Consider the following 15,592-nt stretch of genomic DNA (forward strand, 5'->3'; position numbering starts at 1 on the left):
ACTTGAGCCCCCTCGCGGGGCTCGTCCCACTTTTGCCGATTCGGGCTTTCCATCCGACGATTTGTATGCGTCCGCCCACATGCTGCTACCGGCGTTCCAGTTCCCGAAGCACCCTGGCGAGCCGCTCGACCGCCGTCTCCTGTTCAGCCGGCGTGTAAGCCGCGAACCCCATCAGGAAACCGGCCCTGTGCCTGGTTGAAGCATGCAGCGCCGTCAGCCCCAGGAGATCGATTCCCGCCCGAGCCGCGGCATCGATGACCGCGCGCTCGGAGATGTCGCGGGTCAAGACACAGGGCATCTGCATTCCGCCGGCCGGCACCCTCGGTTCGACGAAGTCGGCCAGATGCGCGCGCACGAGCCCTGCCAGCACGTCGAGCCGGTCGGCATAGACTCCACGCATCGCGCGCACATAGGCGCCGAAATGCCCCCCTTCGATGAAGCGTGCCAGCGTCAGCTGCGGGATGGATGCGCTGTGCCCGTCCAGCAGGGTCCGCGCCACGGTCATGGGCGCCACGAGCTGGGGCGGCAAGACCACGTAACCGATGCGCAGGCCGGGGAACAGCGACTTGGTGAAGGTGCCGATGTAGATCGTGCGATCGTACGGGTCGAGCCCCTGCACGCAGGCCGTGGGCTTGCCGGCGTAGTGGAACTCGCTGTCGTAGTCGTCCTCGATGATCCAGGCCTGGTTCTGCCGCGCCCATTCGATCACCGCGAGCCGCCGATCCAGCGCCAGCGTCGCGCCGGTCGGGAACTGATGCGAGGGCGTCAGGAAGACCGCCCTGGCCGGGCTCGCCGCATCGTGCAGGCGCGCCACCTGCATGCCTTGGTCGTCGAGCGGCACGGGGACACACGCTAGCCCGGCGGCATCGAACGCCTTGCGGGCACCGTGGTAGACGGGGTCTTCGATGAAGATCCGGTCGCCCGCGTCGAGCAATACGGTTGCGCACAGGGCCAACGCCTGTTGCGAGCTGGTCAGCACCAGCACACGCTCGGGCGTGGCGCGCGCCCCCCGCTCAAGATTGACGTAGTCCGCGATGGCGCGGCGCAACGGCTCCACGCCTTGGGGTGGGCTGTGTCGCAAGGCCTGGGTGCCATAGTCCTTCAACACCTGGCGTTCCAGGCGCTCCCAGGTTCGCAGCGGAAAGCTGCGCGTCTCCGGCACCCCGGGGGCGAACGGCCTTGGCGCAACAAAGTCGCGCACGCCGCCGCCCTGGAGTATCGCCGCGCCACGCTGACTCAGACGCACCGACTCGCGCTGGGGCCCGGGGCGCCGCGCGGTGCCACGCCTTGACGAGGCCTGCGCCCGCTCGGACACGAAGCTGCCGCTCCCCACACGCCGTTCGATGAAGCCTTCCGCATGCAACTGGCTGTATGCCGACTCGACCGTATCGCGCGAGACGCCGAGCGACCGGGCCAATGCCCGCGACGCCGGCAGCGGTTTGCCGACGTCGAGTGCGCCGTCGAGGATCAGTTGCCGGAGGGCGCGCTGAATGCGGGCATGCAGCGGCAAGGCGCCATGCGCGGGGTCTCCAATCCAGGCTTTGACCGATTCGAGTTGAGCGTGCTTGAACAATTGGCCGGTAGCGCTTAACGAAAGTGGTGGGGAACAACGGGCCATTTTAGGCTTAAAAAGCTGCTTTCGGAGCAGATCGATCCCCCACTCTCCTGGAGCCCCAAGCCCGCCATGTCGTCATCCACCTCGCCTTCACCCATCTGTCCGAGCGATCTCGCCCATCCCCTGGTGGCCGGGCTGGTCTCGGTCATCGTCAACTACGGAGGCACCTTCATCCTCGTCTTCCAGGCCGCGAAAGTGGCCGGCCTCAGCCCGGGGCTGACAGCCTCCTGGGTGTGGTCGATCTCGATCGGCGTGGGCGTCACCGGGATAGTCCTGAGCTGGACGGCACGCGAGCCGATCATTACCGCGTGGTCCACGCCGGCCGCCGCGTTCCTCATCACCGCACTTGCGACCACGCCCTATGCCGAGGCGATCGGTGCCTACCTGCTCTCGGCGGCGGCCTTCGTGGCATTGGGGTTGTCCGGGTACTTCGAGAAAGCCATCCGGCTGATCCCACCGGGCATTGCCGCCGGATTGCTGGCCGGCATCCTGCTGCAGTTCGGCATCGGTGCCTTCGGTGGCATGAGCATCGACCCCGTTCTGGCGGGCTTGTTGATCATGGCGTATCTGGTGCTCAAGCGCCTCACCCCACGCTATGCCGTGGTGGGCATCCTGGTGCTGGGGCTGGCCTTCCTGCTCATCGAGGATCGCGTCGATCTGTCCGGGCTGGCATTGCAACTCGCCGCGCCGGTTTTCACCATGCCGGCGTTCTCGCTCAACGCCACCTTGAGCGTGGCACTGCCGCTGTTCCTGATCACGCTGACCGGCCAGTACATGCCGGGCATGCTGGTGCTGCGCAACGACGGCTTCAAGACCAGTGCGAACCCCATCGTGACCGTCACCGGGCTCGGTTCGCTGCTCATGGCACCGTTCGGCTCCCATGCGTTCAACATCGCCGCCATCACGGCCGCGATCTGCACCGGCCGGGAAGCGCACGAAGATCCGTCCAGGCGCTGGATCGCCGGCATCGCGGCGGGGGTCTTCTACATCCTCGTAGGGGTGTTCGGCGTGACCTTGGCCGCCCTCTTCATGGCCTTTCCGGCGACCTTCATCACCACACTGGCCGGCCTCGCGCTACTGGGCGCCATCGGCGGCAGCCTGGCCGGCGCCATGGCCGACGCACAGGCGCGCGAGGCCTCGCTGATCACCTTTCTGGCCGCAGCCGCCAACATCAGCTTGGTGGGCATCGGCGGTGCGTTCTGGGGCCTGGTGATCGGGCTGCTGGCGCATGCGGTGCTCAACGGCCGCCTGCCCCAACGAGCGCCAAGGCAGGTGATGGCGCCCGCCCCCGCGAACAAGGGGGTGAGCTGATGCGCCCCTCTGTCGGTGCCGTGCTTCACCACGACCCGCATGGACGCTATCCCGAGGCCCTCACCGTCGAGGACTTCCGGAACAAGCTGGCTGCCGTGCGGGCACGCATCGACGCCGCCTGCCGTCGCGCGGGTCGCGATCCGGCGGACGTGCGTCTGCTCCCGGTGAGCAAGACCAAGCCCGAGGCCAGTGTTCGCATGACCTACGCGGCCGGTTGCCGGATGCTGGGCGAAAACAAGGTGCAGGAGGCCCATCGCAAATGGGAAGCCACGCAGGATCTCGGCGGGCTGCGCTGGTCGATCATCGGCCACCTGCAGACCAACAAGGCGCGGATGGTGGCGCGCTTCGCCGATGAGTTCCAGGCGCTGGACAGCCTGCGCGTGGCCGAGGCACTGGAACGCCGCCTGCAGGTCGAGGGACGCTCACTGGACGTGTTCGTGCAGGTCAACACCTCGGGCGAGGCCAGCAAGTATGGCCTGGCACCCGAGGATGTCCCAGGCTTCGTGCGCGCCCTGCCGGCCTTCTCTGCCCTTCGCGTGCGCGGCCTGATGACGCTCGCGCTGTTCTCCAGTGAGGCCGAACGGGTACGGCAGTGCTTCATCCTGCTTCGCACGCTGCGGGACCGACTGCGCCAGAGCGCACCCACAGGAATTGGTCTGGACGAACTGTCCATGGGCATGTCCGACGACTTCGAGATCGCCATCGAGGAAGGTGCCACCGTGGTGCGTGTCGGCCAGGCCCTCTTCGGCGCCCGCCCCTTGCCCGACAGCCACTATTGGCCAGCAAACCCCGAAACAGAGGAGCCCCGATCGTGAAGACCGCCATCGCCATTCGCCACCTGGATTTCGAAGACCTGGGAACGCTGGAACCCCTGCTGCAAGCACGCGGCTACACGATCGAGTATGTCGATGCGACTCGAGATGCGTTGAACACCCGCGCTGTCGATACTGCTGACCTGCTGGTGGTGCTCGGTGGCCCCATCGGCGCCTTTGACGACGAGGCCTATCCATTCATCGTGGATGAGTTGGCCTTGGTGCGTCGGCGGCTGGACGGCCATCGCCCGCTGCTGGGGATCTGCCTGGGCGCGCAACTCATCGCGCGCGCGCTCGGCGCCAGCGTGGCCCCCATGGGTGTCAAGGAAATCGGCTTTGCGCCACTGACGCTGACACAGGAAGGTCAAGCCTCGCCGCTGGTGGCGCTGGGCAACGTGCCGGTCCTGCACTGGCATGGCGATCAGTTCGACATTCCACCCGGCGCGCTGCGGCTGGCAGGGACGGATGTGTGCCCCAACCAGGCCTTTTCGGTCGGGCGCCATGTGCTCGGGCTGCAATGCCACCTGGAGGCAGACCCGCGCCAGATCGAACGCTGGCTGGTCGGACATGCCTGCGAACTGGCCCAGGCGGGAATCGACCCGCGTGCACTGCGCACCCAGGCATGCGCCCTGCACACACGGCTACCGCAGGCCGCGCGGGCGGCGTTCTCCCGCTGGCTCGACGGCGTCGAATCGGAACCGCCCTGCAGCCAGCCATGACGGCGAAACACTCTCCGTGCCACTTCGGTTCGACTTGCTCCAGCCCATCCCACGTTTCCCAAGACAGCTACCTGAGGCAGCAATCATGCAATACCACGCGTCGCACCTGATGCGGGCCTATGCCCGTCAACCCGTTTCCTTCGTCCGCGGCTCCGGCGCACGCCTGTGGGATGCACAAGGCGTCGAGTACCTGGATGCCATTGCCGGCATCGCGGTCACCAGCCTGGGCCACGCCCACCCCGAGATCGCCGCCGCCATCAGCGAGCAGGCCGGGCTGCTGCTGCACACCTCCAACGTCTTTCGCATCGACTGGCAGGAGCGGCTGGGCGCGCGGCTGTGTGCATTGACCGGCATGCAGAAGGCTTTCTTCTGCAACTCGGGGGCAGAAGCCAACGAAGCGGCGCTCAAGCTGGCGCGCCTGCATGGACATCGCAAGCAGGTGGCGCAGCCCCAGATCCTCGTGATGGAGAACGGCTTTCACGGTCGCACCCTCGCAACGCTCTCGGCAACCGGCAACCCCGCGAAACAACGCGGCTTCGAGCCGCTGATGCCGGGCTTCGTGCGCGTGCCCTACAGCGATCTCGACGCGGTGCGCCAGGCTGCCGCGCGGTGGCCCGACATCGTGGCGGTGCTCGTCGAGCCGGTGCAGGGCGAAGGGGGAATCCGGGTTGCCGCAGCCGATTACCTGCGCGGACTGCGTGCCCTGTGCGACCAACACGACTGGCTGCTGATGGTCGACGAAATCCAGGCCGGCATGGGCCGGACCGGCGCCTGGTTCGGCCACCAGCATGCGGGCATCACGCCCGATGTCGTCACGCTGGCGAAGGCGCTGGGCAACGGTTTTCCAATCGGCGCCTGCCTGGCGCGGGGGCAAGCCACCGACCTGTTCTCACCCGGGCAGCACGGCTCGACCTTTGGCGGCAACCCGCTCGCTTGCCGGGTCGCGTGCTCGGTGCTCGACATCATGGCCCGCGAGAACCTGCCCGAGCGGGCCGCCCTGCTCGGTACGCGCCTGCTCGACGGCCTGCAGCGGGCACTGGGCAGCCACCCCGATGTGGTCGCCATCCGTGGCCAGGGCTTGATGGCGGGGATCGAACTGAACAGGAACTGCAATGAGCTGGTTGGGCGCGCCCTGGCCGAACAGCACTTGCTCATCACGGTGACCCGCGACAACACCATCCGGCTGCTGCCCCCGCTGGTCTGCGACGAAGCGCAGATCGACGACATCGTGGCGCGCCTCGCCCACCTGCTGTCGCCGACCGCATCGGACGGCCCTGCAGCGCCCTCCGAAACGACGCCGCAGGAAGCAGCGGCATGAAGCTGGGCATCGACGCCCCCACCCGTATCGAACCTGAGCATTCCAGACCACAGGACGACCCACCCATGTATGAACCATCCCTGACACTCGCCACGTTCGATCCCGAGTTGGCCGCAGCCGTGCTGCGCGAGGAACGCCGGCAGGAAGACCACGCGGAGCTGATCGCCTCCGAGAACTACGCCAGTCCGCTGGTGATGGCCATCCAGAACACCGTTTTCACCAACAAGTATGCCGAGGGCTATCCGGGCAAGCGCTACTACAGCGGTTGCGAGTACGTGGATGTGGCCGAGCGCCTGGCCATCGAGCGGGCCAAGGCGCTGTTCGACTGCGACTACGCCAACGTCCAGCCTCATGCCGGCGCGCAGGCCAATGCCGCGGTCTTCCTGGCGCTGACCCATCCCGGCGACACCGTGATGGGTATGAACCTGGCCCAGGGTGGCCACCTGACCCACGGCAATCCGTCCAACTTCTCCGGCCGGCACTACAAGATCGTGCCCTATGGCCTCGATCCGGAAACGGGACTGATCGACTACGACGAGATGGAGCGCATTGCGCTGGACACCCGGCCCAGGATGCTCATCGGCGGCTTCTCCGCCTACTCCCGTTACAAGGACTGGGCGCGCATGCGCTCAATCGCCGACAAGGCGGGCGCCATCTTCTGGGTGGACATGGCGCACGTGGCCGGCCTGGTCGCCGCCAGCGAATACCCGAATCCGCTGCCGCATGCCCACGTGGTGACCAGCACGACCCACAAGACGCTGCGCGGCCCGCGCGGCGGCATCATCCTGGCCAAAGGCCAGGATGATGGTTTTTACAGGAAGCTCGACACCGCTGTGTTCCCCGGCATCCAGGGCGGCCCGCTGATGCACGTGATCGCCGCCAAGGCGGTGGCCTTCAAGGAAGCCCTGTCTCCGGCGTTCAAGTCCTACCAGCGGCAGGTGGTGGTCAATGCCCGCGCCATGGCCGCCGTACTCCAGCGCCGCGGCTACCGCATCGTGTCCGGCGGTACCGACAACCATCTGATGCTGATCGACCTCTCAAACAAACCCTATACCGGCAAGGAAGCGGACGCCGCACTCAGCGCCGCGTACATCACCGCCAACAAGAACTCGGTGCCCAACGACCCGCGCTCGCCCTTCGTGACCTCGGGGCTGCGCATCGGTACACCCGCCGTGACCACGCGCGGATTCGGTGCGGCGGAATGCGAGGACCTGGCCGGCTGGCTGTGCGACGTGCTTGATGCGTTGGAGGCCGGCAGCAGCGAGCAGGTGGCAGGGAGGATTCGGGAGCAGGTGGTGGCCTTGTGTCGTCGCCATCCCGTCTATCGGTAGGCGCTGCTGGATTTCGTAATGCCGCGTGCGGTAGCCGCGCCCCCAAAGAATGAGACGGCTACCGATCCCGATTGGTCGGAAATCCCGATCCACGTCCGTGGCAGGCTGACGCCTTGCCCCGCCGACTGACGTCGGCAGCACCCCAGGCAGCCAAGATCTTCAAGGCTGCGGCGCGATCCGTCGCGCTGGTCGTTGTCCTGCTCGACGCCTCGGCGCGTCACTTCCTCAACCCTCAAGGGATTTCCTCCCTTGCAGGGCGGACGTCCCTTGGTTTCCACAAGGAGTCCATCCATGGATACCCAAGCCATCCGCGCACAGATGCCGACGCTCGTTCGCGGCCACGTGCCTTCCAACATCCGCACATTCAAGTTCAACATCTTCGACGGCCAGCCCAAGGTTTCGACGCTGGGCTTTCACATCGACCCGAAGCCTTTCGAGGGCAAGGTCATCGCCACCACCGACGAGGCCATCGTCGTCAAGACGGCACGGGCCGAGTTCGCGGTGCTCGATCGCACCCTCGTGACCGAAGTGCCCGACGAGGGCGCCAAGGTGCAGGTCGAACCCTATGTCAGACGCCGCTTCGACGGTCAGCGGGCGGACACGCCCGAGGAGCAGACCGAGTTCACCGCCGACGGCCAGCCCTACACGGTGAAGCGGTTCGTGCTCGGTTCCGCACCGGCGAAGCTGCCGATCCCCGAGCCGCGCTGCCCCGAGCTGCAGGAACTGATCGACCAACTGGAGCAGTTGCCCGCTCCCGACGGCTTCCGGCGCATCACCCACATGCTGGTGGATGCCGGTGCGCGGGACATCACCTGGGTCGATCCGCTGCCCGCCGACATCATCCGCACGCCGCCGGCCATCGGCTTCACCGTCGCCACGATGAAGTTCCAGGGTTGCGTCACCGTGCTGTATGAGCGTGGCCTCGACCTCTACGCGGTGGAGCTGCGCCGCGACGGCGAGCTGATTGAACGGGTCGATGAGGTGTTCTTCGACACCCTCGGCGAGACGCTGGAACGGCTGATCGACGACGGGAGCTGGAGGCGCATCCGCGTGCAGTGCCTGTCGAGTCGCAAGGCTGTCCGGCACTGACCTCTCAGCAGCTTCCCGCCCTCGCGGCGGGAAGCCTCTCTTCCTACCCCCTGGAGATCACACCCATGACTGTTCGATTCAAAGGCACGGAGCTGCGGCCCGTGCTCGCCGAAGCGGTGGCGAATCAATGCCGCGTCATCCTGGTCAAGGATCAGGGCGTGTACTTCCTGGCCGAGTGCGGCGAGCGCCGACCCGATGGTCGCCAGAAGACCATCGCCTATGCCGCCGGTTGCAACCCGGATGTCGATGCCTTCGACGACTGGTGGGAACTGGCGTGTGCCGAGTTCGGTGGCGACGACTTCGGCGAGTTCTTCGATCCGCAGGAGGGCGTGTTTGCGCGCATCCTGCTGAGCGAGGACGACCTGGACGTGTCCGCCACCGCGACACACCTGTCGCTGCAGGCGGTTCCTCCCACGCCCAGCGGTAACTGACCGCCCATCCCTGGCCCCCGCTCCGGGGGCTCTTTCTTCCCGGCAATGCGGACAGCCGCGAGTGCCGATTGCCGCTCGCCTGCGCGCCGTCCCGGCGCCACGCTTCCGGCCATGTTCCGCTGACGTCCGTCAGCGACATGCCCAGGCAGCCACGATCTTCAAGGCTGCGACGCGGTTCCGACCGCGTTGATCACCCCAGTTCGCACCGGCATCCATGCGCGAACGGCCATCGGTTCTCGATGGCGATGCCTCCAAGCTGTTTCATCAACCCACGCGGGGGTTCCACACCTTCCCCGCCTGGGTCGGGTGTGTCTCCGCCTCTTTGTTCCCAGGAGATTCACCATGACCACTTCCACCGAAAAATCCTACTTCGATCTGCACATCACCGGCCTCGGGTATCTCAATCGCATCCGCGAAGTGAAGCCCAAGAAAGGCGATGCGTTCCTGGCCTGCGACATCGCGGCCCTGAACGGTCTCAGCGATGACGTCTCGTATGTGCGCTTCGACACGCGCGTATCGGGTTCGGAAGCGCAGCACCTGGTGCGCCGCTGCATTCAGGCGGTCGACGCCGAGAAGAAGGTGATGATCGGCTTCCGCCTGGGCGACCTGTGGACCGACACCTTCACCTACTCCAAGGGCAAGCGTGCCGGCGAGCAGGGTGTGAGCCTCAAGGCCCGCCTGCTGTTCGTCAGTTGGATCAAGGTCGACGGCAGGCTCGTCTACAAGGCCGAACCCAAGCCGACCGAGACCGACGACCGGGATCCGGAGGTCACTCTGGCATCCGACGTACCCGCCGCGCAGCAAGGTCCGGCGCCGGCGTCATCCGAGCCCGTCACCGAAACTGCCGACGTCGACGCTGCCGACGTCCCTGCATGGGCTGTTGCCGAGTCGTTCTGATCCGCAAGGTGCATTCCCGGGGCCTTGTCCGCTCTTCGTCAGCAGGAGACTTTCATGATCACCATCCCCGGCCAGTTGGCCATCAAGACCATCCACGGCAGGAACGGCGACTTCAACGTCGGCCGCCTGGCGACCTCGATCGGCGAGTTCGTCGTGAAGAACGCCGAACTCGATCAGTATCGCGAGGGCAAGTACGACGGTGATTTCGTCATCGTCGAGATTCGCCCCTCCACGTACAACGCCAACGGCCGCCTGGTCATCGAGATCCGCGCCCATCTGGGCGGGATGACGCTGTCCAACATCGACGCCCTGAGCCGCGACGAAGCCCGCCGGCTGAGTCCGCAGGAAGTCGATCCGATCGACGAGGAGGCGCAGGCGCCCGTGCAGGCATCGCCCCCGGCCAAGCCGAAGGCGAAGCCGCGCAGTCCGCGCGATCCCCTGGTCGATACCACGCCGTTCGGCAGCGAACCGGCTCCCGTGTCCGCTGCGGCCTCGGCCGAGGCAGACGACGCGGCGCTGTTCGCTTCCTTGTGGCCCCTGGGCGAGACCGTGAAGCTCGATGCGACCGTGGATCGTCGTGTGCTGCGTCAGCAGCGCGACCGCCTCGACAAGCTGGGCTACGAGTTCGCTCCGCTGTCCCAGGACTGGCACCTCAAAGCTGCCTGATCCATCCGCCGCCTTGCGCGGCATACCGCCACCCGCCGGGGTTCTCCCCCGACGGGGAGGGCTCCGGCCTTTTCTTCAAGGAGACCCTCATGGGCTGGACCTTCGTTCGTCAGACGCGCGGTCAGATGATCCGCGAGCTGCTCGCTCCGCAGGCGTCCGAACGCGCTTGCTGCGAAGTCATCGACCACACGCTGGACGGCGACGTTCTGTGGACCGTGGTTCGCGTCACCGCCAGGCAGGCGGGCGTCATGGGCTTCGCGGCCGGTGAGTCCATCTGCTACATCGGCTGCCATCTGCTGGAAAGCTCGGGCGGCGATTGGGGCTACAAGTCCCTCGATGAGTCCGTGCATCCGTACTACTACTCGTGCCCGCTGCGCTATCTCGACATGGCGCCGGTGCAAAGCCCCGAGTGGCGCGAGCGGGTTCACCGCTTCCACGCGGGACGCGCTGTCTAGCGGCACGCATCTTCCTTCACCCAACCGGGGCGAGCACGGCCCCGTGGGCTGTGGTTGCTCCTTCATTTCCAAGAGGACATCACCATGCCTGCACCTTCTTCCGCGAAACCGCTGTACCGCATCGACGAATGCCCCGACCTCATGGCCGACGGTTGCGTCGGTGACGAGCAGGGCAATCTCGTCTTTCTCTCGATCTGGGCGCGCGACACCGCCGTTCAGGAGTTCCTCGCCCGCCTGACCCTCGGCCGGGATGAACAGGGGCTGGACCAGTTCCATGTCATCACCGAGCAGGGCGCATCCATCCCGGTCTTCATCGGCAACGTCGAGAACCTGGAAAGGCGCATCACCCGCGCCTATCGGCGAACGCTGTTCGGTTCGCTGACGAATGTGTGGCTGTTCGATCGTCGCTGCGTGAAGCCAGACAAGGCCAACGCCAGCGCGCTGGCGCTTCTGCCCAGGGATTCCGCTCACCGGCTCGACCGGCTGTGGACGCTGGTGCAGGACACCTGCCCGCTGCCACTGCTCGACCACTGGCGCGACACCGTGCTGGAGCTGTTGCAGACACGACGGATGCTGACCGGTCTTCCCTTGGCCCTCGGGCCGCTGGAAGGCCATCGGCTGGCCCTCGATGTCCCGGCGCTGACGAAGGCGCTGGGCGAGCTGATCCGCAACGGCACCCTCGGCGCCACGCAGTACGAACTGGCCGCGAACGCACCGCTTCGGCGTGTGGCGTGAGCCATCCCCACGGGCATGCGCGCCGCGCGTGCCCGCCTTCCCTCATCCATCACCAGGAGAAATCCATGGCTCTCATGTTTCCGCGCCTGGCGCGCAATTTCATCCGTAACGGCTACTTCCCCACCGACGAGCCGACGCTGGAGCGGGCCTTGTCCGCACTGGCGCCGTCTCCCGGCTCCATGTCCATCCTCGATCCCTGCGCCGGCGAAGGCGTGGCGATCGCCGAAGCTGCCCACGCCCTCGGGCGCGAGCAGGTCCAGGCCTTCGCCGTCGAGTACGACGCCGAGCGTGCCCGCCACGCACGGCAACTGGTCGATCGCTGCATCCACGGTGACCTGATGGACACGCTGATCTCGCGCCAGTCCTTCGGGCTGCTGTGGCTGAACCCGCCGTATGGCGATCTGAGCAAGGACGTGAACGGCAACATCGGCTATCAGGGCCAGGGCCGTGCGCGGCTGGAAAAGCTGTTCTATCAGCGCGCGCTGCCGCTGCTGCAGTACGGTGGCGTGCTGATCTTCATCGTGCCGTCCTACGTGCTCGACGCCGAGCTGGTCGGATGGCTGACGCGCCACTTCGCCGACCTGCGCATCTACCGTGCGGTGGAAACGCAGTTCAAGCAGGTAGTGATCTTCGGCCGCCGGGTTCGCCAGCGCGACCAGGCGTCGGAGTCGGCCAAGGCCCTGCGTGGACTGCTGCTGCAGATCGGACAGGGCGACGCCGAAGCCGAGGAGCTGCCGCTCGAATGGCCGTTCCTGCCGTACACCCTACCTGCCAGCCCGGCCGAGCCGGAGCACTTCTATCGCGTGACGATGGAGCCCGAGCAGTTCGCCGATGAAGTCGGCCGGCTACAAGGACTCTGGCCGGCGCTCGATACGCACCTGGGCGCCGCGCAGCAATCGCTGCGTCCGCCCGCGCGGGCCTTGTCGCACTGGCATCTCGCCCTGGCCTTGGCCGCAGGCGCGATCTCCGGCGTGGTGACGTCCAAGAGCGGGCGCGTGCTGGTCGTCAAAGGTGATACCCACAAGGAGAAGACCCTCCAGACGGAATACACCGAGCGCGACGACGGCTCCGTGGCCGAGACGCGCATCCTCACCGACAAGTTCGTGCCGGTCATTCGCGCATGGGATTTGACGCTGGGCTCGCCCACGTGGGGCGAAGTGCTGACCATCCGCTGATCGCTGTTCCCTGACGGTTCGCCGTCGCTTTCATCCACCCACCGGGGTCACGTTGCCCCGATGGGGTGCCGTGGCCCCTTCTTCCAGAAGGAGATACCACCATGGCACTCGCAGTCCTCAACCTCGCGTCACAAGCACGCTTTTCGCCCGGGCAGTTGGTCATGACCGCCGGCGTCGACGAGCTGGTCCGACAGGGCCGGCTCAACCCCACGCCGTACCTGAGCCGCCATCTTCATGGCGACTGGGGCGACCTGAGCGACAGCGATCGGCGGCAGAACGACGCCGCGCTGCAATCCGGCGAGGATCGTCTGTTCTCGTCCTACCAGGTCACGCGCGACCTGAAGCTCTGGATCATCACCGAATGGGATCGCAGCGTCACCACACTGCTGTTGCCCAGCGAATACTGATCCGCATCCAGCGGCACCTACACGTTTCTTTGCCGCTTCTTTCTTCCCACCCAGGGGCATGTCACCGCCCCGTGGGGGAGGTGCATGCCCCATTGCCTTGGAGCATCACCATGTCCCTCGATCTCGAAACCGTTCCCGAAACCGCTGTGCAGGGCGACCTGCTCGAAACGGCCGCTTCACCCCTCACGCTCAGCCTGCAGGACTTCGTATCGGAGTTCGGCGACGAGCTTCTCGACTCGCTCAACCGCGCCAATCCTCCGGTCTACACCGGCCAGGTGCGGGTGCATCGGCAACTGATCCTCGCCGCGCTCAAGCGCAAGCTGTTCCCGGCGCAAGCCGATGTGGTCCACGCCGTCACCGAGCTGCTGGTCGACCGCGGCGAACGCGCCGCGATCGTCAACGGCGAGATGGGCTGCGGCAAGACGACGGTGGGTATTGCCACCGCCGCCGTGCTCAACGCCGAAGGCTACCGCCGCACCCTGGTGCTCTCGCCACCCCACCTGGTCTACAAGTGGCGGCGCGAGATCCAGGAGACGGTGGCCGGCGCCAAGGTCTGGGTGCTCAACGGCCCGGACACACTGGTCAAGCTGTTGAAGCTGCGCGAGCAGTTGGGCGTGCCGGCGCAGGGCCAGGAGTTCTTCGTCCTGGGCCGTGTGCGGATGCGGATGGGGTTCCACTGGAAGCCTGTCTTCGTTCGGCGGCGCACGCCTCACGGCGACGTGGGGGCCTGCCCGGCTTGCGGGCATGTCATCACCGACCTGGACGGCGAGCCTGTCAACACCATCGATCTGGAAGCGGAAGAGTCTCGCCGCAAATGCAGCCACTGCACCTCACCGCTGTGGACGCTGATCCGTCCCAGAGGTCTGTCCGCCAGCGACCAGTCCTCGAGCGTGCTCAAGGCACTGAAGCGTATTCCAACCATCGGGGAAGTCACCGCGCAGAAGCTGATGCAGAAGTTCGGTGACGCCTTCCTCGCGTCGATGCTCGGGGACAACATCCACGAGTTCATCAACCTGATGGATGGCAACGGCGAGCTGGTCTTCTCGGACCGGCAAGCCCATCGGATGGAACGCGCGATGGCCAACATGGAGTTCGGCTTCGGCGAGGGCGGCTACCAGCCGTCCGAGTTCATCAAGAGGCAGCTTCCCCAAGGTACGTTCGACCTGCTCATCGCCGACGAGGCGCACGAGTACAAGAACGGCGGCTCCGCCCAGGGCCAGGCCATGGGGGTGTTGGCGGCCAAGGCGCGCAAGACGCTGCTGCTCACCGGCACACTGATGGGCGGCTACGGCGACGACCTGTTCCACCTGCTGTTCCGCGCCCTGCCGGGGCGGATGATCGAAGACGGCTACCGGCCGACGAAGAGCGGCAGCATGACCTCGGCCGCGATGGCGTTCATGCGCGATCACGGTGTCTTGAAGGACATCTACTCCGAGAGCACCGGCACGGCGCACAAGACGGCCAAAGGCACCAAGGTATCGGTGCGCACGGTCAAGGCGCCGGGTTTCGGTCCGAAGGGCGTGCTGCGTTGCGTTCTGCCGTTCACGGTCTTCCTCAAGTTGAAGGACATCGGCGGCAATGTGCTGCCGCCCTACGACGAGGAGTTCCGCGAAGTCGCGATGGACACGGCGCAGGCCGCGGCCTACCGCGATCTGGCGGGTCGCCTGACCCAGGAGCTGAAGCAGGCCCTGGCGAAGCGCGACACGACGCTGCTCGGTGTAGTCCTCAACGTGCTGCTGGCCTGGCCGGACTGCTGCTTCCGGTCGGAAACGGTGGTGCATCCGCGCACGCGCAACACCTTGGCGTTCGTTCCGGCTCAGTTCAACGGGCTGGAGGTGATGCCCAAGGAACGCGAGCTGATCGAGATCTGCAAGCAGGAGAAGGCAGAAGGTCGCAAGACCCTGGTCTATTCGGTCTACACCGGCACCCGCGACACCACGTCGCGTTTGAAGGTGCTGCTGGAGCAGGAAGGCTTCAAGGTGGCGGTGCTGCGCGCGAGCGTGGATGCCTCCCGCCGCGAGGACTGGATCGCCGAGCAGTTGGACCGTGGCATCGACGTGCTCATCACCAATCCCGAGCTGGTGAAAACCGGCCTGGACTTGCTGGAGTTCCCGACCATCGTGTTCCTCCAGTCCGGCTACAACGTGTATTCGTTGCAGCAGGCCGCCCGGCGCTCATGGCGCATCGGCCAGAAGCAGCCGGTGCGCGTGATCTACCTCGGCTACGCCAACTCCTCGCAGATGACCTGCCTGGGGTTGATGGCCCGGAAGATCATGGTGTCGCAATCCACCTCGGGCGACGTTCCTGAATCCGGGCTCGATGTCTTGAACCAGGATGGCGATTCGGTGGAGGTGGCGTTGGCACGGCAGTTGGTGCGCTGAGTTCGACGAGCTTTCGCGGCCCCTTCGGGGGCCGCTGTTTTTTACTCGTTCAACTTGCGATTGGAGCCGGGAATGAGGGACTCCAATCGACCCACCGCGGTCGTTCAGGCTGATGCCACGAGGGCGTCTCTTGCTCGGCTGTTGACGCGCACTGAAAACTACCCAGATTTCGCGGGGTCTGCGCGCTGAAAAGTACCCAGGTGATTAACCTCCGCCGCTTCCGTCGAGGAGCGGGGAACAGAGGAGATGA

15 protein-coding genes are annotated in these 15,592 nt (G+C 66.2%); 14 read left to right on the forward strand and 1 reads right to left on the reverse strand.

Annotated features, from left to right (window positions below; translation table 11 throughout):
• Positions 1-85 precede the first annotated feature (85 nt).
• Complete coding sequence (locus B9N43_RS09570; protein ID WP_012584770.1) at positions 86-1,573, reverse strand: PLP-dependent aminotransferase family protein; 1,488 nt, start codon at positions 1,571-1,573, stop codon at positions 86-88.
• Between the two features lie 111 nt (positions 1,574-1,684).
• Between B9N43_RS09570 and B9N43_RS09575 the strand changes: the two genes are divergently transcribed.
• The 14 genes from B9N43_RS09575 (at position 1,685) to B9N43_RS09640 (ending at position 15,342) form a co-directional block, all read left to right on the forward strand.
• Positions 1,685-2,926, forward strand: a complete 1,242-nt coding sequence (locus tag B9N43_RS09575; protein ID WP_012584769.1) for a benzoate/H(+) symporter BenE family transporter — start codon at positions 1,685-1,687, stop codon at positions 2,924-2,926.
• The gene (locus B9N43_RS09580; protein WP_145842007.1) at positions 2,926-3,741 is read left to right on the forward strand and encodes a YggS family pyridoxal phosphate-dependent enzyme; all 816 of its coding nucleotides are present in this window, start codon (positions 2,926-2,928) and stop codon (positions 3,739-3,741) included. The genes B9N43_RS09575 and B9N43_RS09580 overlap by 1 nt, the downstream gene beginning before the upstream one ends.
• A complete protein-coding gene (locus B9N43_RS09585) occupies positions 3,738-4,457 on the forward strand; it encodes a glutamine amidotransferase (RefSeq protein WP_012584767.1) in 720 nt (239 codons plus the stop codon). The genes B9N43_RS09580 and B9N43_RS09585 overlap by 4 nt, the downstream gene beginning before the upstream one ends.
• 85 nt (positions 4,458-4,542) lie before the next feature.
• Positions 4,543-5,775, forward strand: a complete 1,233-nt coding sequence (locus B9N43_RS09590) for an aspartate aminotransferase family protein (RefSeq protein ID WP_012584766.1) — start codon at positions 4,543-4,545, stop codon at positions 5,773-5,775.
• Positions 5,776-5,840: 65 nt separating this feature from the next.
• Entirely contained in the window at positions 5,841-7,106 is a 1,266-nt protein-coding gene (gene glyA / locus B9N43_RS09595) for a serine hydroxymethyltransferase (protein ID WP_012584765.1), read from the forward strand.
• A 291-nt stretch (positions 7,107-7,397) separates the two neighbouring features.
• Positions 7,398-8,195, forward strand: coding sequence for a hypothetical protein (locus tag B9N43_RS09600; protein ID WP_012584764.1), 798 nt, complete (start codon positions 7,398-7,400; stop codon positions 8,193-8,195).
• A 65-nt stretch (positions 8,196-8,260) separates the two neighbouring features.
• Positions 8,261-8,626 (forward strand): DUF3085 domain-containing protein, encoded by a 366-nt coding sequence (locus B9N43_RS09605; protein ID WP_145842008.1) that lies wholly within the window; start codon positions 8,261-8,263, stop codon positions 8,624-8,626.
• 342 nt (positions 8,627-8,968) lie between these two features.
• A complete protein-coding gene (locus B9N43_RS09610) occupies positions 8,969-9,523 on the forward strand; it encodes an STY4534 family ICE replication protein (RefSeq protein WP_012584762.1) in 555 nt (184 codons plus the stop codon).
• Between the two features lie 54 nt (positions 9,524-9,577).
• A complete protein-coding gene (locus tag B9N43_RS09615) occupies positions 9,578-10,189 on the forward strand; it encodes a DUF3275 family protein (protein WP_012584761.1) in 612 nt (203 codons plus the stop codon).
• A gap of 89 nt (positions 10,190-10,278) precedes the next feature.
• A complete protein-coding gene (locus tag B9N43_RS09620) occupies positions 10,279-10,644 on the forward strand; it encodes a hypothetical protein (protein WP_012584760.1) in 366 nt (121 codons plus the stop codon).
• A gap of 84 nt (positions 10,645-10,728) precedes the next feature.
• Entirely contained in the window at positions 10,729-11,379 is a 651-nt protein-coding gene (locus B9N43_RS09625; RefSeq protein WP_012584759.1) for a hypothetical protein, read from the forward strand.
• 65 nt (positions 11,380-11,444) lie between these two features.
• The gene (locus tag B9N43_RS09630) at positions 11,445-12,554 is read left to right on the forward strand and encodes a DUF6094 domain-containing protein (RefSeq protein WP_145842009.1); all 1,110 of its coding nucleotides are present in this window, start codon (positions 11,445-11,447) and stop codon (positions 12,552-12,554) included.
• A gap of 101 nt (positions 12,555-12,655) precedes the next feature.
• Entirely contained in the window at positions 12,656-12,961 is a 306-nt protein-coding gene (locus B9N43_RS09635; protein ID WP_012584757.1) for a hypothetical protein, read from the forward strand.
• Between the two features lie 110 nt (positions 12,962-13,071).
• Positions 13,072-15,342, forward strand: coding sequence for a helicase-related protein (locus tag B9N43_RS09640; protein ID WP_186453764.1), 2,271 nt, complete (start codon positions 13,072-13,074; stop codon positions 15,340-15,342).
• Positions 15,343-15,592 lie beyond the last annotated feature (250 nt).

Origin of the sequence: Denitratisoma sp. DHT3 (genome assembly GCF_007833355.1) — a bacterium.
In the GTDB taxonomy this organism is placed as follows: Bacteria; Pseudomonadota; Gammaproteobacteria; order Burkholderiales; family Rhodocyclaceae; genus Denitratisoma.

Bases quoted from the DNA above. Each gene is read 5' to 3' on its own strand.
- B9N43_RS09575 (WP_012584769.1), top strand. From the start codon at position 1,685: ATGTCGTCATCCACCTCGCCTTCACCCATCTGTCCGAGCGATCTCGCC.
- B9N43_RS09580 (WP_145842007.1), top strand. From the start codon at position 2,926: ATGCGCCCCTCTGTCGGTGCCGTGCTTCACCACGACCCGCATGGACGC.
- B9N43_RS09590 (WP_012584766.1), top strand. From the start codon at position 4,543: ATGCAATACCACGCGTCGCACCTGATGCGGGCCTATGCCCGTCAACCC.
- glyA (WP_012584765.1), top strand. From the start codon at position 5,841: ATGTATGAACCATCCCTGACACTCGCCACGTTCGATCCCGAGTTGGCC.
- B9N43_RS09600 (WP_012584764.1), top strand. From the start codon at position 7,398: ATGGATACCCAAGCCATCCGCGCACAGATGCCGACGCTCGTTCGCGGC.
- B9N43_RS09605 (WP_145842008.1), top strand. From the start codon at position 8,261: ATGACTGTTCGATTCAAAGGCACGGAGCTGCGGCCCGTGCTCGCCGAA.
- B9N43_RS09610 (WP_012584762.1), top strand. From the start codon at position 8,969: ATGACCACTTCCACCGAAAAATCCTACTTCGATCTGCACATCACCGGC.
- B9N43_RS09615 (WP_012584761.1), top strand. From the start codon at position 9,578: ATGATCACCATCCCCGGCCAGTTGGCCATCAAGACCATCCACGGCAGG.
- B9N43_RS09620 (WP_012584760.1), top strand. From the start codon at position 10,279: ATGGGCTGGACCTTCGTTCGTCAGACGCGCGGTCAGATGATCCGCGAG.
- B9N43_RS09625 (WP_012584759.1), top strand. From the start codon at position 10,729: ATGCCTGCACCTTCTTCCGCGAAACCGCTGTACCGCATCGACGAATGC.
- B9N43_RS09630 (WP_145842009.1), top strand. From the start codon at position 11,445: ATGGCTCTCATGTTTCCGCGCCTGGCGCGCAATTTCATCCGTAACGGC.
- B9N43_RS09635 (WP_012584757.1), top strand. From the start codon at position 12,656: ATGGCACTCGCAGTCCTCAACCTCGCGTCACAAGCACGCTTTTCGCCC.
- B9N43_RS09640 (WP_186453764.1), top strand. From the start codon at position 13,072: ATGTCCCTCGATCTCGAAACCGTTCCCGAAACCGCTGTGCAGGGCGAC.